Genomic DNA, 22,843 nt, shown 5'->3' on the forward strand with positions numbered 1-22,843 from the left:
TCGGCTGGCTACCCGCCATTATGATCAGTCACGGCTACAGTGAAGCGCAGGCGGGCTCGCTGCATGGTTTGCTGCAACTGGCGACCGCAGCGCCTGGGCTACTGATCCCCCTTGTCCTGTATCGGTTTAAAGATCAGCGCACTATCGCCGCACTGGTCTCGTTAATGTGCGCTATTGGCGCTGCCGGGTTTGCTGCCATGCCCGAGCAGGCGGCCCTGTGGACTGTGCTGTTTGGCTTTGGCTCCGGTGCCACGATGATCCTCGGCCTCACCTTCATCGGGCTACGTGCAAGCTCTGCGCACCAGGCTGCCGCGCTATCCGGCATGGCGCAATCTGTCGGGTATTTACTGGCCGCGTGTGGGCCACCGATGATGGGGAAAGTTCACGATCTTAACGATAGCTGGCAGGTCCCGCTGGTTGGCGTCGCGCTGCTCGCTCTCATCATGGCCGTGTTTGGCGTCTGTGCAGGACGCGAGAAAGAGATCGCCAGCGCGTAATACATCGGGCAGGCGAAAAACCAACCTGCCCAGTGGTTATCCTCTGGCCGCGCGCAGCAGTGCCTGGACGAGCGGTACAGGCTTTCCTGCCAGCGCCCCTCGTTCGTGCTGAAAAAGCGTCCCTACATAAAACGGATGGGTCACCAGTTCAATTGCGCGAACATCACCCGCGTCATCCCAGCCCGTTACTCGCAGATCGCCGCTTTCAAGCTCAGCGGCAAAGGCTTCCGACACGCCATAGTTGCAGTGATACCCTTCTGTAATGACATCCCGTCCATAGGCTCTGGCGATCAGCGTATTCGCACGCAGTTCAATATCATCCGTCTTTTCGACCAACGAGCAGGTCAGTGGTGCAATCACCATACGACCCGTGGTCTCTGTTTCCGCATGCGCGGCATCACGCCAGCCCAGCACATTGCGAGCATACTCAAGAATGGCATGCTGAAAACCGCCACAAGTGCCCAAAAATGGAATACTGTTTTCGCGTGCGTAACGTACTGCCGTCAGCGCGCCTTCCGGATGCTGGTAAGGACTGCCGGGGACCACCCAGATGGCATCATAGCCGACTAAATCTTCACCACTACTAATATCAGATGTGGTGAGCCAGTCATAATCAGCCACTAATTCCAGAACGGCGGCAGCATCATCGATAGCAAGGGGAATGGCCTGGTGCGCCACAATATCGGGGCTGTAATCGCCCACCAGCGCAATGCGAAGCGTATCTTTAACAGGGGAAATTTCCATTAACTTTCCTTATGTCCAGACAATGAGGGACAACATAAGGAGCCTCAGCCTACCGATTTTTTGTTGTTATCACAATCCCTTAAATTGAGAGTCTATGTGGCCAAAATGCTATAATGGTCACGTTTTACGATCTTATTTAACCGTAATGAAGACGAGTGCAGTGGCTTAACGGAGCGGATTAAGAGATGAATATTCAGTGTAAGCGCGTGTATGACCCGGCAGAAAAAAGTGATGGCTATCGTGTTCTGGTCGACAGGCTGTGGCCACGCGGGGTGAAAAAAACCGATCTTGTTTTCAATGAGTGGGATAAAGCGCTGACGCCCTCGCCTGATTTACGTAAGGCATTCCACGCTGATGTTATCGATTTTGCCCATTTCTCCGAGCAATACCGCGCAGAACTTGCCCTACAACAGCAGGAAGGCAAGCGACTCGCGGACATTGCCCGGCAACAGCCGTTAACGCTGCTGTATGCGGCGAAGGATACGCAGCAAAACCATGCGCAGGTTCTGGCTGAGTGGCTACGCCAATTGTGACAGCTGGCTATTTGCCCGTTGCCGGATGATCTCTGCGCCAAAGTGCCCATTCATCAATAACTTCACCACCGGGTAGCTTGCAATCCGACCTTACGCCTTGCGGTGTCTGCACCGCAATCAGCACGCCGCCCTTTTGCTCACAATATACGGATGCCGGGTTCGCCATGCCAATTTTCGGTGGTACGGGTGCTTCAGGTGATGTGGAACACCCCGCCAGCGCCAAAATGCCGGGCACAACGATAGAGGCCAGTTTCATATTCACTCCTGTTAAAAACGTTACTCTGGAAGAGTACCCCGACTCCCCACCTATCTCCATGTTTTACTGACGTGTTTCAATCTCATGTCTACATTTTGACCCGGATAGCGTGTTTCATCTTTCCCTCCGATGTTCTATTATGCCGGCAATACAGGACTTATCAGCATTCTGGAGTATTTGCCTCTCATGTCAGACATGATCCTCGCCCGAGTCTCACAATCATTAGCCACGGAGCAGTCTGTTGAGAGTCTGGTTCGGCAACTTCTGGAGATGCTGGAGGTCGTGACTGAGATGGAGTCGACCTATCTTACTAAGGTCGATTTAGATGCGCGTCTGCAGCATATTCTGTATGCGCGTAATAGTAAGCAAATGCAGATCCCCGAAGGGCTGTCGGTGCCGTGGGATGAGACTCTCTGCAAGCGCGCAATAGACGCAAACTGTCTGTATAGCGATAACGTTCCCGCGCGTTGGCCAGAATGTAGCGCCGCACGCGCACTGGAGATCACAACCTTTCTGAGTACTCCAGTCCACCTGCCCGATGGCACGTTCTATGGCACCCTCTGCGCCACCAGTCGTCAGCAACAGCCGCTAAGCGAACGAGGTGAGCAGGTATTGCATCTGTTCGCGGGCCTGATTGCGCAGTCTATTCAGAAAGAATCTTTGGTTGCTCAGTTACGTGAAGCAAATGCTGCGCTGATAGCCCACTCCTACACTGACGTTCTGACCGGGCTACCTAACCGTCGGGCAATATTTGAAAATATCGAAACCCTCTTCTCGCTGGCTCGCCACCTCAGACACAAAATTATTGTCGCCTATATTGATTTAGATGATTTCAAACTGATCAACGATCGTTTTGGTCACGAAGTCGGTGACCAGTTTTTGATCCAAATTGGCCAGCGTTTACGCCGTGGATGCAGTGAGAATGATATTCTTGGTCGTCTGGGCGGTGATGAATTTTTAGTCGCCAGCCTGTCAGTGGAAAACGAAATGTCGCCGTGTATTCGTTTGCAAAGCGTGAAAAACCACTTACAGCAGCTCATTTGCGGTGACTATGACCTGGGTGGAATCTGTTTGTATTATCCGGGAGCCAGTCTGGGCGTTGTGGAAATAGACCCGCTGGAGACAGACGTCAACTGTGCGCTTCATCTTGCAGACAGTGCGATGTATCAGGATAAGAAACGTCAGGATAAAACCGCTTTTGTCGTACATTAAGCCCTGTTATGCTTAATCGTCTTAAAATTATTCTGGCAGATAAGTGTATGCGACTCGGTATTATTTTCCCCGTTATCATTTTCATTTCCGCTGTCGTTTTCCTGTCCTGGTTCTTTATTGGCGGCTACGCCTCACCAGGAGCATAACGATGAAAAAAACAACGCTTATTATGATTGGCGTGGCCATTATTGTCGTGCTGGGAACGGAACTGGGCTGGTGGTAACCCAAAATAAAGGCCACATAAATGTGGCCTTTATTGGCTGATTCGTTACTTAGCTTTTGATTTTTCTGTAGATAAACAACACCACAATCGCGCCGATAATTGCCACGACAAAGCTGCCGAAGTTGAAACCATCAACTTTACCAAATCCAAAGAATGTACTGATCCACCCGCCCACGACGGCACCAACTACCCCTAAGATAATGGTCATAAAGAAACCGCCGCCATCTTTCCCCGGCATGATCCATTTTGCCAAAATCCCCGCGATAAGACCAAAAATCACCCATGAAATAATACCCATTATTTTCCTCGCTTATGTTTTTACGTGAACGATTTACTCGTTATATAAAAGCATAGCATAGCGCCGAAAAATTAAAATTTGTGATCAGTGTCACTTTGATTTTTCATCTTTATCTGATGTTTCATGAGGTTAAACCTCGCAAAAACGGTGATATTTACTGACGTTTATCGTCATTAGTGTCAAATCGTCAGTCATTATTCTGCTATTTTTGCTTTCGCTCCCCGCCATTGCTGAATTTTCAATTCTGGCACAGTTTATGCTTTAACAGCCCGTCGCTACGACAAATCGTAGTCCGCGAAAACTCTCGCGAGACTCCGTCTACAATTCGCGCTATTTCAGCATTTAACAGGTCTGTTATTGATGAAAAAAATCACCAGTGTTTGCCCATACTGTGGGGCCGGGTGCAAGCTCAAGCTTGTTGTTGAAAATAACAAAATCATCCGCGCTGAAGCCGCTGAGGGTGTAACGAACCAAAACCAGCTATGTCTGAAAGGCTACTATGGCTGGGACTTTCTGAACGACACTCGCCTTTTGACTCCCCGTCTGACCCGACCAATGATCCGCTATGAAAAAGGTGGGAAATTCACTCCCGTCAGTTGGGATGAAGCCATCCGCTACACCGCAAAACGCTTATCCGAGATCAAAAATGCCTATGGTCCTCGCGCCATCATGACGACGGGTTCATCTCGTGGAACCGGGAATGAGACCAACTACGTGATGCAAAAATTCGCACGTGGCGTACTCAACACCAACAATGTCGATTGCTGCGCCCGCGTCTGCCACGGTCCATCCGTCGCCGGGCTGCAGGAAACGCTGGGCAATGGTGCGATGAGTAACTCAATTAGCGATATTGAAAACTCAAAATGTCTGCTCATCTTTGGCTATAATTGCGCCGATTCCCACCCGATTGTGGCACGCCGGGTGATCAAAGCTCGCCAGAACGGGGCAAAAATCATTGTCTGCGATCCCCGCCGCATTGAAACGGCCCGAATTGCAGACCAGCATCTGCAGTTGAAAAACGGGTGTAACATGGCGCTGGTCAACGCGTTTGGCCATGTGCTTATCGAAGAGCAGCTTTATGATCGCGAGTATGTACAAAAGCATGCCGAAGGCCTCGAAACTTACTGGGAAACCGTCAAGGATTACGCGCCCGAAGCCGTTGAACATTTAACGGGTGTGCCTGCACAGCAGGTTCGTCAGGCGATGCGTACTTTCGCTTCCGCCCCCTCGGCAACCGTGATGTGGGGAATGGGCGTGACCCAGTTTGGCCAGGCGGTTGACGTGGTTCGTGGTCTGTCGAGCCTGGCATTGCTGACCGGAAACCTGGGGCGTCCTAATGTCGGCGTTGGCCCGGTGCGCGGACAAAATAACGTGCAGGGCGCGTGTGATATGGGCGTACTGCCGAACCAGTTCCCGGGCTATCAGGACGTTACCGATTTCGCCGTGAGAGAGAAGTTTGCCAACGCCTGGGGTATTGACGTCAATCTGATGGATGACAAGGTCGGCACCCGGATCACCGAAGTCCCCCATCTGGCCATCGAAGGTAAAGTCAAAGCCTACTACATCATGGGTGAAGATCCGCTGCAAACCGAGGCCGATCTGGGCCTGGTCCGTGAAGGCTTTAACGCGCTCGATTTTATCGTGGTACAAGACATCTTCATGACCAAGACGGCAGAAATGGCCGACGTTCTCCTGCCCGCAACATCGTGGGGCGAACACGGCGGCGTCTTTACCTGCGCTGACCGCGGATTCCAGCGGTTTGAACAGGCGATTGAACCTACGGGGGATGTCAAACGCGACTGGGAAATCATCAGTCTGCTGGCCACCGCAATGGGCTATCCGATGCAGTATCAAAATAACCAGCAAATCTGGGATGAGATGCGCGAGCTATGCCCGCTCTTCTACGGCGTGACTTACGAAAAAATGGGTGACATGGGCCACATTCAGTGGCCATGTCCGGAGCTTGATCACCCAGGCACGCCCTATCTGTATGCACACAGCCAGTTTGATACCGCCAATGGCAAAGGTAAATTGTTTGCCGCACAGTGGCGTGCTCCTGCAGAAGTACCTGATGAAAAGTACCCAATGGTGTTATGCACCGTGCGCGAAGTCGGCCACTATTCGTGCCGCTCGATGACCGGCAACTGTGCAGCATTGCAGGCCCTGGCCGATGAGCCGGGCTATGTTCAGATCAGTACGCGTGATGCGGAAAACCTCGGTATCCGTCATCGCGATCTGGTTTGGGTGAGCTCGCGTCGTGGCAAGGTTATCAGTCGGGCTGATGTCTCTGAACGCATCAATCCCGGAACCGTGTACATGACCTATCAATGGTGGATTGGCGCCTGTAATGAGTTGACCCAGGATAATCTGGACCCCATCTCGAAAACCCCGGAAACCAAATATTGCGCCGTCAATGTTGAGCACATCACCGATCAAGGTTGGGCGGAGAACTATGCCGCGAAATCTTACAGCGAGATGAAATCACGTCTGTGTGAGGCTATCGCGTAAGTAACCTGCGCATTTGCCTGAGTCGTACCTCCAGGCTCAGGCAAATGCCATTGCGTTACTTCGCCAACTGCGGATCGTTAAACCGAATAGCCATATCTTCTGCCTGCTTATCCCGCGCCATAAAGTTAAAACTCATCAGAAATAGCCCAACCATAAACGGCAATTCGTACAGTTCTTCAATCAGATCGCCATACTGTGCGTTGTGAAGAAAGACGGGAGCCAGCAGACGATGGTGCTCGACCGTGTCGGAGATCAAAAATGCACAGCTGGTGATCGCCAACAACCAGAGCGGTAGCGGCTCATTACGCAAGCGATTGACGATCTCCCGGCGCAGGTTCGCTGAAATCACTACCGGCAAGATAATCATGGCAATTAATACAACAGAGATAGCCCTGAATAACAACCTGGGCTGATCGGGAAAATAATCGCGCCCCCAACTGGTGCTTCGTCCCAGCAAAACTAACCACCACAGCGCGGCCCACAGCCAAAATTGCTTCTCGCCATCAGGACGCGAAAAAGGCCGGATGTAGCAGAAAGTAAACACGGCACCAAAAAACAACCAAAGCGCCTGACCATTTTCAATCCATCTGACGACGCCGCCGTTTAACAAGGGGAGATTCAAATTGGCAGTAAACGGGATCACCGCAGTGACCAGCCCCAGCAGGAGTGTTGGGAATGTTAATCGGGTATCAAGTTTCATAAGCACGATGTTCTGTTAAATGAAAGACAGCCGATCATAACCCCAGCGAATTTTACGCCATTAGCAATCTATGCGATCTTCTTAAGGTTTTCTTAAGAAAACTTTTTTACAGAAAATGAACGCAAAAACTATGCTTCATGAATAAAAAAACCGCATCGCGCGTTGACGGCGCGATGCGGTTTTAATTTTAAAATGAATGCAATCAAGCAATAGCAGAGATGAAAACCCTACCAGCCGCAGACTTCGTGCTCATTCTCGGTATCGTATGAACGAACCGTATTGACCAGGTCTTTAACCACTTCAGCGGCCACATCCGGAATCAACAGCGTCATCGGCGCTTCAGTTTCATAATCGACAGACACGCCATTGCTATTATTGGTGACTGTAACGGTGTAGGTTGCTTTACCCATGATTTACTCCTTGCCGGTACGCACAACTTTTCGTTGATTTGCGCTCTCCATCAACACTTCGGGCGCCACGAAAAAGTCGATATTAAAATAGGTGTCGTCGGTCATCACTTCGATGTTATGCCATTTCTCCGGTGGAAAAACGCCGAACTGACCGGCTTCAATAATCATCACCTCTTCAGGTTCCGGGCTGTGTTCATCTGCAAATCCGAGATATTTGACCGCCCCCTGCATCACAGAAAGTCGAGGATAAACCCCGGCACGGGTACCCTTATCAAGGTGGCGTTCGAAAATTCCGGCAGGTGCAGTTTCTTTGTTCCAGAACGGCGTTGAGCGTGTATGAATATGATTTTGTGGAATTTGAAGCATTTTTCTTCCCTTTTCCAGTCGACAACCAGCGAGTCTTACTGAATCGCTGCTATGAACAGGGTACGCCTCAAAATATATATTTAAAATACCATTTATTGGTTATAACCATCCCATCTTTCGATGAAGGAAACAGCTTAATACTGAAAGCCCGCCGTCAACAGCGGGCCAATAGCGTTACGACTGAAGCGTCGCCAGACGCGCGGCAAAACCGACAAAGATCAAGCCAATGAGGGAATTCCCAACTTTAGCCAGTTTTTTCTTCGTACGAATATACTGTGTCACAAACGCACCGGAGAAAATAAGGAAGCTCAGATAGAAAAAGCTCACTATTTCAAGCGTCATCGCCAAAATAAAGAACGACAACCCTGAGTGAGTCGCGTTGACATCAATAAACTGTACGAAAAACGAAACATAAAACAGAATGGCTTTAGGATTCGTCAGACTCAGAATTAATGCACGTTTGAAAATCGCGCCAAACGGAACTTCGTCTGGCGCCGCATCGCTGGCCTTCGATTTCAGTGTGGCATACAGGATCTTCGCACCGAGATACAGCAGATAAAACGCGCCGAGATAACGAACGATATTGAACAATACGGGCGTCGTTTTGATAAGCGCAGCTACGCCGGCATAGGCCAGAAACATCAATACGGCATCACCGATAAACACACCGCTTGCGGCCAGATAACCGCCCTTCACTCCACGACCGACGCTGTTCTTCAGCACAAATATCGTATTTGGCCCCGGTACCAGCACGATAAAAATAGCCCCCACCAGATACGTCCAGTAATTCAGAACTCCATACTCTGCGAACACGTTAACCTCTTCCTGAAAAAACACATGCACTTGCTGCGAGACAATATGCTAACGAATGCGCCAGGGGATGGAAAGAGAAGCTTTAGAATATAGCATTCTGTTTCAGTCCGGTTGCAACAGCATTATTCGTTCCAGATTTGCAACGATGAAACCCACTTTTGCGCCTACCCAATGCCCCGTTTAGCCACTAATGTTTATCAGTAGATTCAGCCCGCAAGGCACCCTCTCATCACATGGAGAAAGAAAAATGACTATTGCTTATAAACGTCTTGATAAAGATCAGGCTGCCGTACTACTGGTCGATCACCAAACGGGTTTACTTTCACTGGTCCGCGACATCGATCCAGACAAGTTTAAAAACAACGTTCTGGCATTGGGCGATCTGGCGAAGTATTTCAAACTCCCGACGATTCTGACCACCAGCTTTGAAACCGGTCCTAATGGTCCATTGGTTCCTGAGCTGAAAGAGCTGTTCCCGGATGCCCCTTACATCGCACGTCCTGGCCAAATTAATGCCTGGGATAACGAAGATTTTGTTAACGCGATCAAAGCGACAGGCAAAAAGCAGTTAATTATTGCCGGGGTGGTAACCGAAGTCTGCGTCGCATTCCCTGCGCTTTCTGCCATTGAAGCCGGTTTCGACGTGTTTGTGGTCACCGATGCATCCGGTACGTTTAATCCGCTGACCCGCGATTCCGCGTGGAATCGTATGTCATCTGCCGGCGTACAATTAATGACGTGGTTCGGTCTGGCCTGTGAGTTACACCGTGACTGGCGCAACGATATTGAAGGGCTGGGAACGTTGTTCTCCAACCATATTCCTGACTATCGCAACCTGATGACCAGCTACAACACGCTGACCTCCGGAAAATAATGTTCCTGTCAGTGTAATACACAGAAACCCGCCAACATCGGCGGGTTTCATTGAACAGTTTCAGTCGGGATTAGTGGTGCAGCATTTCATCCACCACCTCTTCGCCCTTAAGCTGATAAGGGTAATAGGTTGGCCAGTTATCCATCTCTTCAAGCAGGGCAGCCTGCGAGGTATTCCCCATAAAGATATGGAAGTGGCTCGACTTACGTGGCGCAATAATGTGATCGCTGAATTGCACGTATTTCGGCGCGTCGCTGCCAGCGTCTTTACACTCGAACAGGTAACGCACACCTTTCTTACCTGACGTATAGTTCAAAATTTTATATCCGGCATAGTCATACTTACACGCTGCCACCTTTTTACCGGTATGAAACTCCATTACGCCGTTTTCAATACCAATAGTGTCAACATCGGTCGCGTAACCCTTACGGTAATAGGCTTTAATCTGCTCTGCCGTTTTGCTCTTGTCTTTCTCCGCTTTCTTTTTGAATACCGGCTCCAGTTCGCCACTCACCAGATACGGATAGACAGACTGCCACATGCCATCCCAGTCGGCTAGCGTACGGTTCTGCACATTTTTGTCATCAAAAACGCCTTCAGCCGCCTTTTGTTCTATTTCGGTCATTGGTGCACCATGGGAATGGTGACCATGCGCCAGTACCTGACTACTAACAAAAAGCATCCCCAGAGCGACTGCCAATTTTTCCACATGCATAGCCAAAATTTCACCCTCAAATCATTTGCGAGTGAAATGTTATAATATAACATTACGGTTTAATCAATATTGTTTTGCGTCACTCAACCATGCTGGCGGGCAATGTTCCAACGGCTGTCAAAATGGGCCTGGTACTGCGCCACAACGTCAGGCTCTCCACGGATTACCAACACGTTTTCAGAATTCGCAAATTCGGCGGATTTGGCAAAATTAAACGAACCGGTCTCCAGCGTGTCGCCATCAACAATCATGGTCTTGTCGTGCTGTATGTGATAGTGATCATCCAACTCGATAGCGATACCGTTGGCCGTCGCAAACGCGATCGCTTGCTGACTGACTTTCCCCTGATTACGTTTTTTATCGATCACTGCCCGGACAACAACGCCTCTTTTTTCTGCATCTACCAGCGCCTGAACAATATCCGCAGACTGAAAGGAATACGCCATCACGTCGATGGTGTGCCGCGCATGATGAATGGTATCGAGAACTAAGCCCCGCGCCGAACCTTCCGGTGAAAAACCTACCTGAACAGAGGCATTTGCCATCGGCACCGCGGCCCACAACAGGGTCGCGATCATAACCATCGATTTTATCTTCATGTTATTGACCAGTGAGTGGTTTAATCTGAGGAGTTATCCGGACAGAGTAGCGTTCGCGTGCAAATCTGATCAAGCAATGCCTGTTGATGGCTGATAATCAGCATACCTAACGGACGGCGCTGACACTCTTCAAGCAGCAGCGCCCAGATATCCCGTTGGATAGAGGGATCGAGCTGCGCAGTTATTTCATCGGCAATCAGAAAACGCGTACGCGGGTCGAGCGCCCGCAGTATGGCAATTCGCGCCAGCTCACCGCCCGAAAGTTGTCCGGGACGACGTGTTAGCCATTCCGGCTTAATATGCAGTCGGGCAAGCGTTTCTGCATCTGGCCGCCAGGCATCATGAACCGCATCACCGGTACTCCGTCTGGGGTTAAAGGTTAATTCCGGATGCTGCGGCACGAGCTGCACCGGGCAATATTGATGGCGCGGCAACGGTTGGTCCTCAACCAGAACGTCGCCGGATGTCGGCTTTTGCCACCCCGCAAGCACACGTCCCAGCGTTGTTTTTCCGGTTCCACTGGGTGCGCAAAGCCCAATACGTTCCCCTGGGGAAAGTGAGAACGAGAGATTTTGCCACAGTATTTTACCGCCCTGACGAACGAACACATTACGACAGCACAGCATACCGCTCTCCAAAAAGTTGATTTCTTTCGGGCAGCGCTCGCCATTGCCGTTGCAGATGTTCACTAATTTCACCGCGCAAAAGCTGTTCCCGGCTGACATTATCCGACACCGTTCCGTGATGTAGCGCGACAATGCGATCTGCGTGACGTGCAGCCAGAGTGAGATCATGTGTCACCCATAAAACGCCCACTCCCTGCTCACACAGGCCGCGTAGCTGTTCCAGCAGTTGATTTGCCAGAGGCGCATCAAGCCAGGCGGTAATCTCATCAGCAAGAATATAACGCGCCTGGCTGAGCGCGGCATGACACGCCAGAATGCGTTTGGCCATTCCTCCCGAAAGCTGACGCGGGAAAGCCTCTAGCACGGAGGTTTCCAGATGATGACGTTCAAGCAAGCGTTCAATTTGCCCGGCATTCCACGCCTGACCGGAAAGCTGGCTGGCTCTTCGTAAATGCTTTTCAATAGACAGCAGCGGATTCAGCGCCTGCACACCCTGCGGAACATAACTAAACGTATTACCACGGCATGCCCTGATGTCATTGTTATCCAGCATTTTTCCATCAAGGGTGATATTGCCATGAAAGCGCAAATTTTCCGGCAACAGATCGAGTAGACATTGCAGCAGCAGGCTCTTACCTTCACCGCTGCCCCCCACTAACGCCACCATCTGGCCCGGCGCAACATCAAAGGAGACATCCTGCAGCAGCGAGGACCATTTTTTTGCGCCGTACCAGCGATAACGCGCCACTTCCAGCGAAATCTGCCGCAAACTCAACATGTATCACCTCTCAACCATAAACGATGTACCGCCCGGGCAAGTTGATCAAATAGCATCACAAGGAGAAATAGCATCAGCCCAGGAAACAGCACCAGCCACCAGTCGCCATGACTAATAAACCGCAGCGCATCTGCCAGCAACAGTCCCAGCGAAGGTTCGTGGGGTGCCAGCCCGAAGCCAAGAAAACTTAACGCGGCACTGTGCAATACCGCATGAGGGAACATCAGCAACGTTCCTGTTAGCCACTGGGGCAATAGCGCGGGTAAATAGTGATGCCGCCAGCAGTAAAAGTGGCCATGCCCCAGTCGCCAGGTGAGTGTCAGATAATCACTGTGGGCAACGCGTTCCGCTTCAGCACGTAAAATCAATGCCAGCCGCGGCCAGTGTGTGAGCGCAACCGCCATAATCACCCCGCTTTTCCCGCCGCCCAACGTAAAACAGATCAAAATCAGCAACAGCAGGTGCGGCATGGACAGCATCGCATCGGTGATCAAACGCATGACGACATCCAGGCGTGGATGCATCCGAGAAATCGCCGCCATCAGTAACGCAATGAATCCGCTACACAGGGCCGCGCCAATACCGATTTGCAGGCTGGTTAGCGCCCCCTGAAAGCAACGAACCCACAGGTCGCGCCCCAGATTGTCGGTACCGAACCAGTACAGCGCATCAGGCGGAAGATGACGGGCAAGAAGATTCACGTTCAGCGGATTATCCAGCGTGGCCGCGCCATATACTGCAATCAATAACAGGCCACTCACGGACAGCAGAAGACGAACAAGCGTCGGCGTCGGGTTATAGAGCATCGGGTCGCTCCAGCGCACGATTCAGAACATGGACAAACCAGGCTGAGAGAGAGTTACCCATAAACACCAGTACGGTACTGAACAAGACAATCCCCATCAGTAACGGCAGGTCGCCGCGTAATCCGGCATCGATGGTAGCCTGCCCCAGCCCCGGATAGGCAAAAACCTTTTCAGCCAGCAACGCACCGCCCAACAGTTCGCCCAGCGAGGCAAACTGTAAACATAGCGCTGGCGTGATGGCGTGTCGCAGAACCTGGTGTCGCAACAGCGACCACCCCTTGTCACCCTGCGAACGCGCAAAACGGACAAATTCGCTTTTCATCACGCTGGCGATACTTTCCCGCGTATGCAGCGTAATTTGCCCCAGTCCCAGCAGACTAAGTGCGCAAACAGGGAGAACCAGATGGCGCAAACGTTCAGTCAGCGTTGCCATATCGCTGCTATTTCCCGGTTCCCACGCACAACAGACCGGGAACAGCGGCCAGCGCACCGCAAATACCGCCAACAGCAGCATGCCAATCCAAAAGGTCGGTAAGGAAGAAAGCAGATAGCTAAGTCGGCAGATGGCTTTATCCGGCCAACGGTTCAGGTAGCGGCCGGCAACAAACCCCATTGTCGTTCCCAATAAACCGGAAACCAACCACGCACCGCTCAGCAGCGCAAACGAAGTCGCAAATCGCTCCTTAATCACGCTGGCAACCGGGGCATTAAACAACATCGAGTAACCAAGATCGCCCTGTAGCACGCGTAAGAACCAGTGGAAAAAACGCTCCCACAGAGGTTGATCCAGGCCCCAACGCGCAGCAATACGTGCATATTGCTCCGGCGGAACATGCAGCAAATCGTTGCCAATATAGGCCCGGATTGGATCGACCGGCGAAAAGCTGAGCAAGATGAAAGTGCCAGCCGCGACCAGCACTAACAACACCATCAGCCGGAATACATGGCCTAAAACAGACTTCATCAACGGCAGGTCCAGGTCCATTCATCAAGATTGTTGAGCAATGACCAGCTACCGTGAATTTCCGGTGCACCTTTGCCCAGATCAATGCACGGATTCGCCAGATAGGTGTGCTGAATATTCAGCAGCCATGCCCATGCGGCATCCCCCTGTACGCCTGCGCCGTGTTTACCATCCCACTCAACCTGTTGCCAGAAAGGCAGCGCTTTTTGCCAGTCTGGTGCATCAATGGCCTGCTTGAGATGTTGCTCAACCACCGAATTGCTGTAGTAGCCCGGGTTGTAATACTCCACACCTGCCGCCTGCCCGCTGTAGTGATGGAAAAGCTCCATCGGATCCAGGCTCCCCCAGCCGAACAGCGTAGGATTAGCATGCATATGGCGTTCAACGGTTTCCCAGCTACCCGACTGCAGCGACACTGCAATGCCTACCGGCTCCAGCATGGCGCGCACGGCCTCGGCTAAATCACGACGGGTACTGTCGCCGCTGGCATACCACAACGTCAGACGCGCCTCTTTACCGTCTTTCGCCCGTACGCCGTCTTTGCCCACTTTCCAGCCGGCCTGATCCAGAATCGTCCGGGCTTTATCAGCGTCACCATCTTTGAATGCCACCGAAGTCCCCTGCCATGGCAATCCCTGAACCGCGCTATACGCGGGGATTGCATGACCTTCCATAACCTGCCCGGCAAGTTGCTTACGGTCAATGGCGTAATTGATCGCACGCCTGATAGCAATATCGGCTGTAATATCGTTCCCAACCGGATAACCATTAGCATCTTTCTTCCCAGCCGGAACCATTGGGAAAACAATACCGCGGTTTTCTACACTGTCGCGAACCCACAGTTTTAAATTCTGCTGTGCCGGTGCTACCGCCATCGACGGCGCAATACGTACCAGTCCCAGTTGACCACTACGCGCTGCGGCGTATGCGTTATCCTCATCGAGGAATACAAATACTAACCGGTTGAAATCATTCTTCTTACCGGCATACCACGGGTTTGCTTCCACGATCAGTTGCTGCCCCGGTTGAAAGCTCACCAGGCGGTAAGGACCTGCGCCAATCGGATTTTTGGCAAATGTTTTTTCGTCATACTGTTTTGCCGGAACAATACCTAACGAACCGAGCACGTTCACAAAAGTGCTCTGCGGATGGCTAAGCGTAATTTCTGCCGTGCGGTTGTCTATCACGCGGGCATGGGTGAAATTCCCCATGTCAATTTTTCCACCACTTTTTGCGGCTTTGTTATAGGTGAAGACCACATCTTCAGCCGTTAGCGGTGAACCATCAGAGAATTTGAGATCGGGCTTAAGCGTCAGCGTCCAGGTTTTGCCGTCGGCACTGGTCACCACTTTTTCCGTCAGCAGATTTCCCCAGCTCATATCCGCATTTTGCTTTAACACAGGCGCATGCAACAGCAGATAGCTGCCATGACTCCAGCCCAACATCGGGTCAAATCCCTCCGTCGGCTCGGGCCCAATGGCCAGTTTTAACGTCTGGCCTTCGTCTGCATGTTGCGCAGCGAGGAGTGGCGAGGTTAATGCGAGAGTCAGTGCGCACGTCAGCAGTGCCAGCTTGCCTTTAATCATTCTCTTATCCAGATTTACGTTATTTTTATCTCGTTTAACGAACAATTTACGTTAGACGGTCTCCTGGGGAAGGGATTATGGCGGACAGTCATACCGAAAAAAATGATACAGCGCAGAAAAGTATGACGATTTTTAAAAAACATCATACGACTTTCTAATACCCGGCGCTTTCACGTTCACTTCGCTGAAGTGGCTAAGCAAAATCACCGTATTTATTCAGCTTTATATTAAATAAGAAGCAATAGTTGCAGGGAAAACTATTCACCAGCTTCGGTTTTTACCTACCTCAAATTCATGACAATTTATGTATATTTATTAAAGAAAGACACAGTAAGTGACAAGTTATGTAAATATATAATGATAATTATTTGTATTATCATTTTCATCAATTATCTTACTGCCTTTGAATTTTTAACAAAGGAAGTTTGACTATGCGTTTAAAACCTGTTGCCTCTGTCGTTCTGTCCTGTATAGGGTTTACCAGCCCCTTTGTCTTCGCTGAAGACGTGATGGTAGTAACCGCTTCTGGTTACGAAAAAAAGATCACCAACGCGGCTGCCAGCGTTTCCGTTATTTCACAGCAAGAGCTACAAACCAATAAATATAACGATTTAGGTGAAGCGCTGCGTTCTGTGGAAGGTGTGGATGTCGAAAGCAGCACGGGTAAAACCGGCGGTCTGGAAATTAGCATCCGTGGCATGCCCGCCAGCTATACCCTGCTCCTGATTGACGGTATCCGTCAAAATGGTAGCAGCGACGTGACACCGAACGGCTTTTCGGCCATGAACACCAGCTTTATGCCTCCACTGGCGGCAATCGACCATATTGAAGTGATCCGCGGTCCGATGTCGACGTTATACGGTTCCGATGCCATTGGCGGCGTCGTTAATATCATCACCAAAAAGAGCACCGATAAATGGAGCACGTCCATTAATACCGGCGTTAACCTGCAAGAAAGTAATAAATGGGGTAACAGCACAGTCGCCAACTTCTGGTCAAGCGGCCCATTGATCGCCGGTGTACTGGATATGCAGGTTCGCGGCAGCACCACGCAGCGTCAAGGCTCCAGTGTCACTTCGCTGAGTGATACCTCTTCCACCCGCGTGCCGTATCCTACGGAATCCGAGAATTACAATATCGGCACTCGTCTGGACTGGAAAACCAGCGACAGCAATACGTTGTGGCTGGATCTCGATTCCGCCAGACAACGCTACGATAACGATGATGGACAGCTTGGCAATCTGACCGGCGGATATGATAAGACGCTGCGATATGAACGTAACAAAGTGACGCTCGGCCACGATACCGCATTAACATTTGGGACCTGGAAGTCCTCTGTGGGCTGGAATGAAACCGAGAACAAAGGCCGCCAGTTGGTCTCCTCGGCACTGACACCAGAGAACGCGAACCGGGCTGGTGACGCGCGTGAACTGAAGAACACCAACGTTATTCTGGATTCCATGCTGCTGACGCCGTTAGGTGACTCGCACCTGTTGACTCTCGGGGGGGAATACTGGGATGCCCGCATGAAGGACGGTGTCGTGCTGGCCAATACCGGCGAGACATTCCACCAGAAAACATGGTCGGCCTATGCTGAAGATGAATGGCATATCCTCGATTCTCTGGCCTTAACCGTGGGGACACGCTATGAACATAACGACGTCTTTGGCGGGCACCTCAGCCCACGCGCCTATATGGTCTGGGACGTATCCGACGAGTGGACCCTCAAAGGCGGTGTCACAACGGGCTATAAAGCGCCATCACTCAGCCAGCTTCATAACGGCATCAGCGGCGTAACGGCACAGGGAACGGTCAATACCGTCGGGAACCCGAACCTTAAACCTGAAGAAAGTACCAGTTACGAAACCGGGCTTTACTATGAGAATGACGCTGGGCTGAACGCCAACGTCACGGGCTTCTATACTGAATACAAAAATAAAATCGTTTCGTATTCTATCGATGATAATACCAACAGCTACACCAATAGCGGCAAAGCAAGAACCGATGGTATCGAGTTTGCCAGCACATTCCCGCTGTGGTCGGACTCGCTGAGTTTATCTCTCAACTACACCTATACCCAGAGCAAGCAAAAAGATGGCGAGAATAAAGGCGCGCCACTGAGTTATACCCCGAAACACATGGCGAACGCCCGTCTGAACTGGCAGGCAACGGAAGATATGAACGCCTGGCTGAGCGCTCGCTACCGCGGTAAGGCTCCACGCTATACGGAGAATTACGACAACCTCAGCGCCGTCCAGAAAGCGGTGTATGACGACAAAGGCGCAGATTTAAAAGCCTGGACCGTTCTGGACATGGGGATGTCTTATAAGCTGACCAAAGAACTGACGCTGAATACAGCGGTGAACAACGTGCTGGATAAAGACTTTAGTGACGTCACACTGTATCAGGTTGGCCGCAATAGTACTTATGCCGGCGACTACTATCAGACGGCACAATCCACGACCGGATACGTCAACCCGGGCCGTAACTATTGGGTATCGTTAAACTACCAGTTCTAGTTTTGCTTACCTCTGTTGGCCAGGCTATAACTGATAGCCTGGCCGCTATCAGCGTGTATTAGAAAGCGGATTGTCAGTATTGCGCATACGTAAGGAGAGACAATGCCCTTTTCAGTCACTGAGCGTCAGGCACTTCTGTCATTAAAAGGCGTTGGCCCCAAAGTCATCGAGCGGCTTGAGCAACTTGGTTTCCACTCACTTGCCGATCTCAACAACTCTACTGTCGAGGATATTACCCAGCAAGCGGCGTCTATGGTCGGCTCGACGTGCTGGAAAAACAGCCCGCAAGCAAAAGCGGCAATTGCCAACGTCTTAGCGCTGGCAAGTGCGTCGTCGTTACGCTGATTTAGCGTATCACCAGGGCACGAGGAACGGGCGCGATTTAACCGTTTCTGATTTTCCCATTGATACCCGGCTGCGGTTTACCAAACAGATACCCTTGCGCGAAATCGCAGCCCAGAGCCTGCAGGCTTGCCAGTTGTTCCTCTGTTTCGACACCTTCTGCAACAGCTTTCATATTCAGCGATTTCGCCATACCAGTAATAAGCCTGATGATATTAAGGGCGTCTTCCTGGGTAGATATCGAATGCACAAACGACTTGTCTATTTTGATTTTATCAAAGGCAAGCCGACTCAGTCGCGAAAGAGAAGAGTAGCCGGTACCAAAATCATCGATCGAAATTTTTACCCCCAGGGCTCTGAGCTTGTTAAGTGTATTCATCGGCGTATTGCTCTCGGTAAAGAGAGAGGATTCCGTCACTTCCAGCTCGAGACGCTCTGCCGGAAGTCCGGTATCTTTCAGAATGGACAGCACGATTCCGGCAAAAGCCTTGCTGCTTAGCTGGACAGGTGAAACATTGACTGAGATTTTAACCGGGATCACCCAGGAAGCCGCTTCCCGGCAAGCAATTTCAAGCACAGATTTTCCCATCTCGTTAATCATGCCTGTTTTTTCAGCAACAGGAATAAAACTATCCGGCGACAGAAGTCCTTTTAGCGGATGTATCCAACGAATAAGGGCTTCATAGCTGTAAATTTCCTGGCTGAAAGAATCGACAATAGGCTGATAATAAACCACGAATTCTTTATTCACTATGGCCATTGCCATATCATGCTCAAGAGTTCTGCTTTCTTGCAGCTTTTCTAACATCCGCTGCCGGAAGACTTTTATTTTACCCGAGCCTTCATTTTTCGCTTCATAAAGCGCCAGGTCGGCAAATTTATAAAGATAGTCGGAACGGCGTTCAGTTTCTGAGATAACAATACCAACACAAGTGGTTATATTTATAATTGCGTTATAAATAGTGTAGGGCTGGTTGATAAAATCACATATTTTTTGGGCTCGGGAAACGGCACGACTCTCTGTCAGACCGCTCGAAAGAAACGCAAACTCATCGCCGCCTAAGCGATATAGCGTGTCGGAACCCTGGCTCATAGAAATCAAACGATGGGATATCTGACGTAACAACATATCGCCAGCGTCATGGCCATACGTATCATTTACCTCTTTGAATCGATCTAAATCAAACAACATCACCGTCACAGAGTCATTGTTTTTTTCTGCCATCGCGATGGTTTTATTTAAATCCCCCCAGAACAACTGGCGATTATTCATCTCGGTGAGCGAGTCGTGATAGACGTCATACTCCAGTTTTGCATTCTGGATCTGCAGTTTTTCTTTAGATTCCTGAAGTTCCTCAGCAAGGCACTTAACCTGGAGATGTGCTCTCAAAATGTTTCTGTTCTGGAAAAAAATCAGAATCCCCAGTATCGCACTCAATATTATAAGCAACACTGAAGTCGCCGAATAAATATAATACAGAGTTTGAATGTTAGTATTTGTATTATTAATCGAGCTAACATCTTTATCTAATGCACCGGATGAAAGATGGGCTAGCGGTGCATCAAGCGCATGCATTTCTTTCAAATATGCCTTGAGTTCTGAACGGTTCATTTTCTCAAGATGAACATCCAGATAATTAAGCATTTTTTCAAGCTGTATAGCCAGTTCATAATGCGCTGGATTGCTTTCTATATAATGACCTAAATCGCCTTCTTTTATTAAATCGCTCTGGCTGAGCATAATGTCGAGACGCAGGCGTACAGCATCAAGCGTCATCGTATCATCACTAATGTAGAGACCAAGCCACGATTCAAATCGGTAATATTCTGATACCATTTGAACAGCAGACCATGAGTCGGCGTAGTGGGTCAGTTTCTGTAGCTCTTGTTGTCTTTCGTGCACAAGGAAAGATATATATCCGGTAGATATAAAAAGGAAGAATATAATGCCAGCCAGTATTCTGTTCATGATGGTCCTCTGAACCCCTACTCAATTTTCATTGAGCTGACCTGCCATGCTGACCTTGAATAAAAGATCTGATTATTCAGTTCAGGAATACTGTCATAGGGATACACGATGAATAGCGGGCCTTTATCACGGATGCGCATATATTCTCCGTTGATTTTTAGCGCAAGAATAACATTATATTTTTTGAAATCACTGAGTGGGATAACGTTGGTGTAGTCATTGAGCGCAGTAACCTTAACAACAGAACCGTTTGCCCCGACATAATCCATGAGCTTTTGCAGCGAGATACCCGTAAAGGTAGTGCGTCCATTATACCAGGGAGAGGTGGTCTGGAAACTTACCGAGCCCAGTTTCTCGAGACTGGCGATATCAAAAACGGCTTTCCCGTCTTCATTGGTATTTTCTATATTACCGGACACGGTTAAAAGGACTTTACCGACAGGTTTGGAAAGTTCACCAGCCCAGACCTGGGTAGTGACGACAAAGCTTAACAACATGACAATTAACCGCATTCTAACCTCACCAATCTATCGAATGTAAGAGAATTATAATTTAGTTATTATGCTATTTACACATGCTACCCAGCGATTATTGATACTGTAAACTCATCCACATTTTACCCCTTTAAAATCAAAGAGTTAATCTCAATTTATTTTTTGATATTGTTTAAAAAATCCATTACTGTTATTTGAGACACAGTAAATTTCGTCATCACCGTACAAAAAATAAGCCACCTGTTTAGGCGGTAAAAATAAACACGCACAAATATAAAGGTCTATTTTTTCAGGCAACGGCAGGATATTGTTTTTACAACCGAGGGTTTCGCGCCTCTCATCGAATGAGTGCTGGGCAATGAATCAGCAGGGTCTGGTTTTGCTGCTTATCCATAAAAATATGATTGCTTGCCGGGTAGAGATATCCTGGCAAGAACCGCGTCATTGAGCTTACGGCACAAGCCAGACGTAATTATCAATTTGTGTTCGCCAACGCTCATCACAAATACCATGAGGGTACAAAATACAAATCTGGCGCAGTAACCCCTATATTCGCCTCGAGCCCCCACAGGTTTAAAGCGGTTTTAATCGCCAGCGAATTCCATTAAAAAAAACGGGAACCTCTCGGCTCCCGTTCTCATACAACCCAGAATCTGGATTACATGTTTTCGATGATTGCGTCGCCAAACTCGCTACATTTCAGCAGTTTAGCACCGTCCATCAGACGTTCAAAGTCATAGGTTACGGTCTTGGCGTTGATCGCGCCTTCCATACCTTTAACAATTAAGTCAGCCGCTTCAGTCCAACCCATGTGGCGCAACATCATTTCTGCAGACAGGATGATGGAACCTGGGTTCACTTTATCCTGACCCGCGTACTTCGGTGCCGTGCCGTGGGTGGCTTCGAACAGTGCACATTCGTCACCAATGTTCGCACCCGGTGCGATACCAATACCACCAACCTGTGCAGCCAGCGCATCGGAGATGTAGTCACCGTTCAGGTTCATACAAGCGATAACGTCGTACTCAGCGGGACGCAGCAGGATCTGTTGCAGGAACGCATCGGCGATAACGTCCTTAACCACGATCTCTTTACCGGTTTTCGGGTTCTTGATTTTAACCCACGGACCGCCATCGATCAGTTCACCACCGAATTCTTCACGCGCCAACTGGTAACCCCAGTCTTTGAACGCGCCTTCGGTGAATTTCATAATGTTACCTTTATGAACCAGGGTAACAGAATCACGATCGTTAGCGATGGCGTACTCAATTGCTGCACGAACCAGACGCTTGGTCCCTTCTTCGGAACACGGCTTGATACCGATGCCGCAATGTTCCGGGAAGCGGATTTTCTTCACGCCCATCTCTTCGCGCAGGAATTTAATCACTTTCTGAGCATCAGCGGAGTCCGCTTTCCACTCAATACCCGCATAGATGTCTTCTGAGTTTTCACGGAAGATGACCATATCGGTCAGTTCAGGATGTTTAACCGGGCTTGGGGTGCCCTGGTAGTAACGAACCGGACGCAGGCAAACGTACAGGTCAAGTTCCTGACGCAGCGCAACGTTCAGAGAGCGAATACCGCCGCCAACTGGGGTGGTCAGTGGGCCTTTGATGGCAACACGATATTCACGAATAAGATCCAGGGTTTCAGCAGGCAGCCAGACGTCCTGGCCATAAACCTGAGTGGATTTCTCACCGGTGTAGATTTCCATCCAGGAGATTTTACGCTCGCCTTTATAGGCTTTCTCGACAGCAGCATCGACAACTTTGATCATCGGTGGGGTTACATCAACGCCGATACCGTCGCCTTCAATGAACGGGATAATCGGATTTTCAGGAACGTTGAGTTTGCCGTTTTGCAGGGTGATCTTCTTACCTTCCGCCGGAACAACTACTTTGCTTTCCATTCACCTCTCCTTCGAGCGCTTCTGGTTCTGCTCGTCTGTCATCACGCTGCATGTGCATTTGCGTCCTGCTACACGGATGCGTTAGAGCAACTTTTTGTTAAT

At 49.9% G+C, this 22,843-nt stretch carries 26 protein-coding genes; 9 read left to right on the top strand and 17 right to left on the bottom strand.

Annotation, left to right across the window (positions count from 1 at the left end; translation table 11 throughout):
• Window positions 1-497, top strand: a 497-nt coding sequence (locus FDX19_RS12240) for an MFS transporter (protein WP_137382916.1), incomplete at its 5' end; no start/stop codon positions are given.
• Window positions 498-533: 36 nt separating this feature from the next.
• Here FDX19_RS12240 and FDX19_RS12245 read toward each other — a convergent pair.
• A complete protein-coding gene (locus FDX19_RS12245; RefSeq protein WP_137382917.1) occupies window positions 534-1,241 on the bottom strand; it encodes a CTP synthase in 708 nt (235 codons plus the stop codon).
• A gap of 185 nt (window positions 1,242-1,426) precedes the next feature.
• Between FDX19_RS12245 and FDX19_RS12250 the strand changes: the two genes are divergently transcribed.
• On the top strand, window positions 1,427-1,774 hold the full coding sequence (locus FDX19_RS12250; RefSeq protein ID WP_137382918.1) for a DUF488 domain-containing protein: 348 nt from the start codon (window positions 1,427-1,429) through the stop codon (window positions 1,772-1,774).
• Between the two features lie 7 nt (window positions 1,775-1,781).
• Here FDX19_RS12250 and FDX19_RS12255 read toward each other — a convergent pair whose 3' ends face one another.
• A complete protein-coding gene (locus tag FDX19_RS12255) occupies window positions 1,782-2,030 on the bottom strand; it encodes a DUF333 domain-containing protein (RefSeq protein ID WP_137382919.1) in 249 nt (82 codons plus the stop codon).
• A 186-nt stretch (window positions 2,031-2,216) separates the two neighbouring features.
• On the opposite strand from FDX19_RS12255, the gene FDX19_RS12260 reads away from it, so the two are divergent.
• Genes FDX19_RS12260 through yoaJ form a run of 3 tightly spaced genes read left to right on the top strand, consistent with a single transcriptional unit; the run spans window position 2,217 to window position 3,465 of the window.
• Window positions 2,217-3,242: a sensor domain-containing diguanylate cyclase gene (locus FDX19_RS12260; protein WP_137382920.1), complete on the top strand. Its 1,026-nt coding sequence runs from the start codon at window positions 2,217-2,219 to the stop codon at window positions 3,240-3,242.
• Between the two features lie 47 nt (window positions 3,243-3,289).
• Entirely contained in the window at window positions 3,290-3,388 is a 99-nt protein-coding gene (locus tag FDX19_RS12265; RefSeq protein ID WP_086523648.1) for a YoaK family small membrane protein, read from the top strand.
• A gap of 2 nt (window positions 3,389-3,390) precedes the next feature.
• On the top strand, window positions 3,391-3,465 hold the full coding sequence (gene yoaJ / locus FDX19_RS12270; protein WP_099530266.1) for a protein YoaJ: 75 nt from the start codon (window positions 3,391-3,393) through the stop codon (window positions 3,463-3,465).
• 49 nt (window positions 3,466-3,514) lie between these two features.
• Here the strand turns inward: yoaJ and FDX19_RS12275 are convergent, their stop codons facing one another.
• The gene (locus tag FDX19_RS12275) at window positions 3,515-3,763 is read right to left on the bottom strand and encodes a GlsB/YeaQ/YmgE family stress response membrane protein (RefSeq protein ID WP_137382921.1); all 249 of its coding nucleotides are present in this window, start codon (window positions 3,761-3,763) and stop codon (window positions 3,515-3,517) included.
• A gap of 360 nt (window positions 3,764-4,123) precedes the next feature.
• Here FDX19_RS12275 and fdhF point away from each other — a divergent pair, with 360 nt between their 5' ends.
• Window positions 4,124-6,271: a formate dehydrogenase subunit alpha gene (gene fdhF / locus FDX19_RS12280; protein ID WP_137382922.1), complete on the top strand. Its 2,148-nt coding sequence runs from the start codon at window positions 4,124-4,126 to the stop codon at window positions 6,269-6,271.
• 55 nt (window positions 6,272-6,326) lie between these two features.
• On the opposite strand, the gene FDX19_RS12285 is transcribed toward fdhF, so the two are convergent.
• The 4 genes from FDX19_RS12285 to leuE form a co-directional block, all read right to left on the bottom strand.
• Window positions 6,327-6,971 carry a hypothetical protein gene (locus FDX19_RS12285; protein ID WP_137382923.1) on the bottom strand — a complete coding sequence of 215 codons (645 nt, stop codon included), beginning with the start codon at window positions 6,969-6,971 and terminating at the stop codon, window positions 6,327-6,329.
• A gap of 227 nt (window positions 6,972-7,198) precedes the next feature.
• On the bottom strand, window positions 7,199-7,381 hold the full coding sequence (locus FDX19_RS12290; RefSeq protein ID WP_003030733.1) for a DUF1869 domain-containing protein: 183 nt from the start codon (window positions 7,379-7,381) through the stop codon (window positions 7,199-7,201).
• Between the two features lie 3 nt (window positions 7,382-7,384).
• Complete coding sequence (gene yeaR / locus FDX19_RS12295) at window positions 7,385-7,747, bottom strand: DUF1971 domain-containing protein YeaR (RefSeq protein ID WP_045441926.1); 363 nt, start codon at window positions 7,745-7,747, stop codon at window positions 7,385-7,387.
• 174 nt (window positions 7,748-7,921) lie between these two features.
• Complete coding sequence (gene leuE / locus FDX19_RS12300) at window positions 7,922-8,560, bottom strand: leucine efflux protein LeuE (RefSeq protein WP_137382924.1); 639 nt, start codon at window positions 8,558-8,560, stop codon at window positions 7,922-7,924.
• 247 nt (window positions 8,561-8,807) lie between these two features.
• Here leuE and ycaC point away from each other — a divergent pair, with 247 nt between their 5' ends.
• On the top strand, window positions 8,808-9,434 hold the full coding sequence (ycaC, locus tag FDX19_RS12305; protein WP_005120379.1) for an isochorismate family cysteine hydrolase YcaC: 627 nt from the start codon (window positions 8,808-8,810) through the stop codon (window positions 9,432-9,434).
• A gap of 70 nt (window positions 9,435-9,504) precedes the next feature.
• Here the strand turns inward: ycaC and zinT are convergent, their stop codons facing one another.
• From zinT to FDX19_RS12340, 7 genes are all read right to left on the bottom strand, one after another.
• A complete protein-coding gene (gene zinT, locus FDX19_RS12310) occupies window positions 9,505-10,149 on the bottom strand; it encodes a metal-binding protein ZinT (protein WP_170974371.1) in 645 nt (214 codons plus the stop codon).
• Window positions 10,150-10,232: 83 nt separating this feature from the next.
• Window positions 10,233-10,748 (bottom strand): phospholipase D family protein, encoded by a 516-nt coding sequence (locus FDX19_RS12315; protein ID WP_137382926.1) that lies wholly within the window; start codon window positions 10,746-10,748, stop codon window positions 10,233-10,235.
• 20 nt (window positions 10,749-10,768) lie between these two features.
• Complete coding sequence (locus FDX19_RS12320; RefSeq protein ID WP_137382961.1) at window positions 10,769-11,374, bottom strand: ATP-binding cassette domain-containing protein; 606 nt, start codon at window positions 11,372-11,374, stop codon at window positions 10,769-10,771.
• On the bottom strand, window positions 11,358-12,152 hold the full coding sequence (locus tag FDX19_RS12325) for an ATP-binding cassette domain-containing protein (protein ID WP_137382927.1): 795 nt from the start codon (window positions 12,150-12,152) through the stop codon (window positions 11,358-11,360). The genes FDX19_RS12320 and FDX19_RS12325 overlap by 17 nt, the downstream gene beginning before the upstream one ends.
• Complete coding sequence (locus FDX19_RS12330; protein WP_137382928.1) at window positions 12,146-12,958, bottom strand: ABC transporter permease; 813 nt, start codon at window positions 12,956-12,958, stop codon at window positions 12,146-12,148. The genes FDX19_RS12325 and FDX19_RS12330 overlap by 7 nt, the downstream gene beginning before the upstream one ends.
• A complete protein-coding gene (locus FDX19_RS12335) occupies window positions 12,948-13,922 on the bottom strand; it encodes an ABC transporter permease (RefSeq protein ID WP_137382929.1) in 975 nt (324 codons plus the stop codon). Before FDX19_RS12335 ends, FDX19_RS12330 begins: the two co-directional genes overlap by 11 nt.
• On the bottom strand, window positions 13,922-15,508 hold the full coding sequence (locus FDX19_RS12340) for an ABC transporter substrate-binding protein (protein ID WP_137382930.1): 1,587 nt from the start codon (window positions 15,506-15,508) through the stop codon (window positions 13,922-13,924). Before FDX19_RS12340 ends, FDX19_RS12335 begins: the two co-directional genes overlap by 1 nt.
• 431 nt (window positions 15,509-15,939) lie before the next feature.
• Here FDX19_RS12340 and FDX19_RS12345 point away from each other — a divergent pair, with 431 nt between their 5' ends.
• Together FDX19_RS12345 and FDX19_RS12350 are read left to right on the top strand one after the other, a co-directional pair.
• Entirely contained in the window at window positions 15,940-18,027 is a 2,088-nt protein-coding gene (locus FDX19_RS12345; protein ID WP_137382931.1) for a TonB-dependent receptor, read from the top strand.
• Window positions 18,028-18,129: 102 nt separating this feature from the next.
• Window positions 18,130-18,372, top strand: coding sequence for a helix-hairpin-helix domain-containing protein (locus FDX19_RS12350; protein ID WP_137382932.1), 243 nt, complete (start codon window positions 18,130-18,132; stop codon window positions 18,370-18,372).
• Window positions 18,373-18,409: 37 nt separating this feature from the next.
• On the opposite strand, the gene FDX19_RS12355 is transcribed toward FDX19_RS12350, so the two are convergent.
• The 3 genes from FDX19_RS12355 to icd all read right to left on the bottom strand — a co-directional run bounded on the left by FDX19_RS12355 (window position 18,410) and on the right by icd (window position 22,741).
• Window positions 18,410-20,338: a bifunctional diguanylate cyclase/phosphodiesterase gene (locus FDX19_RS12355; RefSeq protein WP_137382933.1), complete on the bottom strand. Its 1,929-nt coding sequence runs from the start codon at window positions 20,336-20,338 to the stop codon at window positions 18,410-18,412.
• A 17-nt stretch (window positions 20,339-20,355) separates the two neighbouring features.
• The gene (locus tag FDX19_RS12360; protein ID WP_137382934.1) at window positions 20,356-20,850 is read right to left on the bottom strand and encodes a molybdopterin-dependent oxidoreductase; all 495 of its coding nucleotides are present in this window, start codon (window positions 20,848-20,850) and stop codon (window positions 20,356-20,358) included.
• A 640-nt stretch (window positions 20,851-21,490) separates the two neighbouring features.
• The gene (gene icd, locus FDX19_RS12365) at window positions 21,491-22,741 is read right to left on the bottom strand and encodes an NADP-dependent isocitrate dehydrogenase (protein WP_137382935.1); all 1,251 of its coding nucleotides are present in this window, start codon (window positions 22,739-22,741) and stop codon (window positions 21,491-21,493) included.
• Window positions 22,742-22,843 lie beyond the last annotated feature (102 nt).

Origin of the sequence: Citrobacter sp. wls619, from assembly GCF_005281345.1 — a bacterium.
GTDB lineage: Bacteria > Pseudomonadota > Gammaproteobacteria > Enterobacterales > Enterobacteriaceae > Citrobacter.

Bases quoted from the DNA above. Each gene is read 5' to 3' on its own strand.
- FDX19_RS12290 (WP_003030733.1), bottom strand. From the start codon at position 7,381: ATGGGTAAAGCAACCTACACCGTTACAGTCACCAATAATAGCAATGGC.
- FDX19_RS12335 (WP_137382929.1), bottom strand. From the start codon at position 13,922: ATGAAGTCTGTTTTAGGCCATGTATTCCGGCTGATGGTGTTGTTAGTG.
- FDX19_RS12350 (WP_137382932.1), top strand. From the start codon at position 18,130: ATGCCCTTTTCAGTCACTGAGCGTCAGGCACTTCTGTCATTAAAAGGC.
- FDX19_RS12245 (WP_137382917.1), bottom strand. From the start codon at position 1,241: ATGGAAATTTCCCCTGTTAAAGATACGCTTCGCATTGCGCTGGTGGGC.
- FDX19_RS12345 (WP_137382931.1), top strand. From the start codon at position 15,940: ATGCGTTTAAAACCTGTTGCCTCTGTCGTTCTGTCCTGTATAGGGTTT.
- icd (WP_137382935.1), bottom strand. From the start codon at position 22,741: ATGGAAAGCAAAGTAGTTGTTCCGGCGGAAGGTAAGAAGATCACCCTG.
- FDX19_RS12285 (WP_137382923.1), bottom strand. From the start codon at position 6,971: ATGAAACTTGATACCCGATTAACATTCCCAACACTCCTGCTGGGGCTG.
- FDX19_RS12250 (WP_137382918.1), top strand. From the start codon at position 1,427: ATGAATATTCAGTGTAAGCGCGTGTATGACCCGGCAGAAAAAAGTGAT.
- FDX19_RS12355 (WP_137382933.1), bottom strand. From the start codon at position 20,338: ATGAACAGAATACTGGCTGGCATTATATTCTTCCTTTTTATATCTACC.
- FDX19_RS12320 (WP_137382961.1), bottom strand. From the start codon at position 11,374: ATGCTGTGCTGTCGTAATGTGTTCGTTCGTCAGGGCGGTAAAATACTG.
- zinT (WP_170974371.1), bottom strand. From the start codon at position 10,149: ATGCATGTGGAAAAATTGGCAGTCGCTCTGGGGATGCTTTTTGTTAGT.
- FDX19_RS12255 (WP_137382919.1), bottom strand. From the start codon at position 2,030: ATGAAACTGGCCTCTATCGTTGTGCCCGGCATTTTGGCGCTGGCGGGG.
- FDX19_RS12360 (WP_137382934.1), bottom strand. From the start codon at position 20,850: ATGCGGTTAATTGTCATGTTGTTAAGCTTTGTCGTCACTACCCAGGTC.
- ycaC (WP_005120379.1), top strand. From the start codon at position 8,808: ATGACTATTGCTTATAAACGTCTTGATAAAGATCAGGCTGCCGTACTA.
- FDX19_RS12275 (WP_137382921.1), bottom strand. From the start codon at position 3,763: ATGGGTATTATTTCATGGGTGATTTTTGGTCTTATCGCGGGGATTTTG.
- FDX19_RS12340 (WP_137382930.1), bottom strand. From the start codon at position 15,508: ATGATTAAAGGCAAGCTGGCACTGCTGACGTGCGCACTGACTCTCGCA.
- FDX19_RS12330 (WP_137382928.1), bottom strand. From the start codon at position 12,958: ATGCTCTATAACCCGACGCCGACGCTTGTTCGTCTTCTGCTGTCCGTG.
- FDX19_RS12315 (WP_137382926.1), bottom strand. From the start codon at position 10,748: ATGAAGATAAAATCGATGGTTATGATCGCGACCCTGTTGTGGGCCGCG.
- FDX19_RS12325 (WP_137382927.1), bottom strand. From the start codon at position 12,152: ATGTTGAGTTTGCGGCAGATTTCGCTGGAAGTGGCGCGTTATCGCTGG.
- FDX19_RS12265 (WP_086523648.1), top strand. From the start codon at position 3,290: ATGCGACTCGGTATTATTTTCCCCGTTATCATTTTCATTTCCGCTGTC.
- fdhF (WP_137382922.1), top strand. From the start codon at position 4,124: ATGAAAAAAATCACCAGTGTTTGCCCATACTGTGGGGCCGGGTGCAAG.
- yeaR (WP_045441926.1), bottom strand. From the start codon at position 7,747: ATGCTTCAAATTCCACAAAATCATATTCATACACGCTCAACGCCGTTC.
- FDX19_RS12260 (WP_137382920.1), top strand. From the start codon at position 2,217: ATGTCAGACATGATCCTCGCCCGAGTCTCACAATCATTAGCCACGGAG.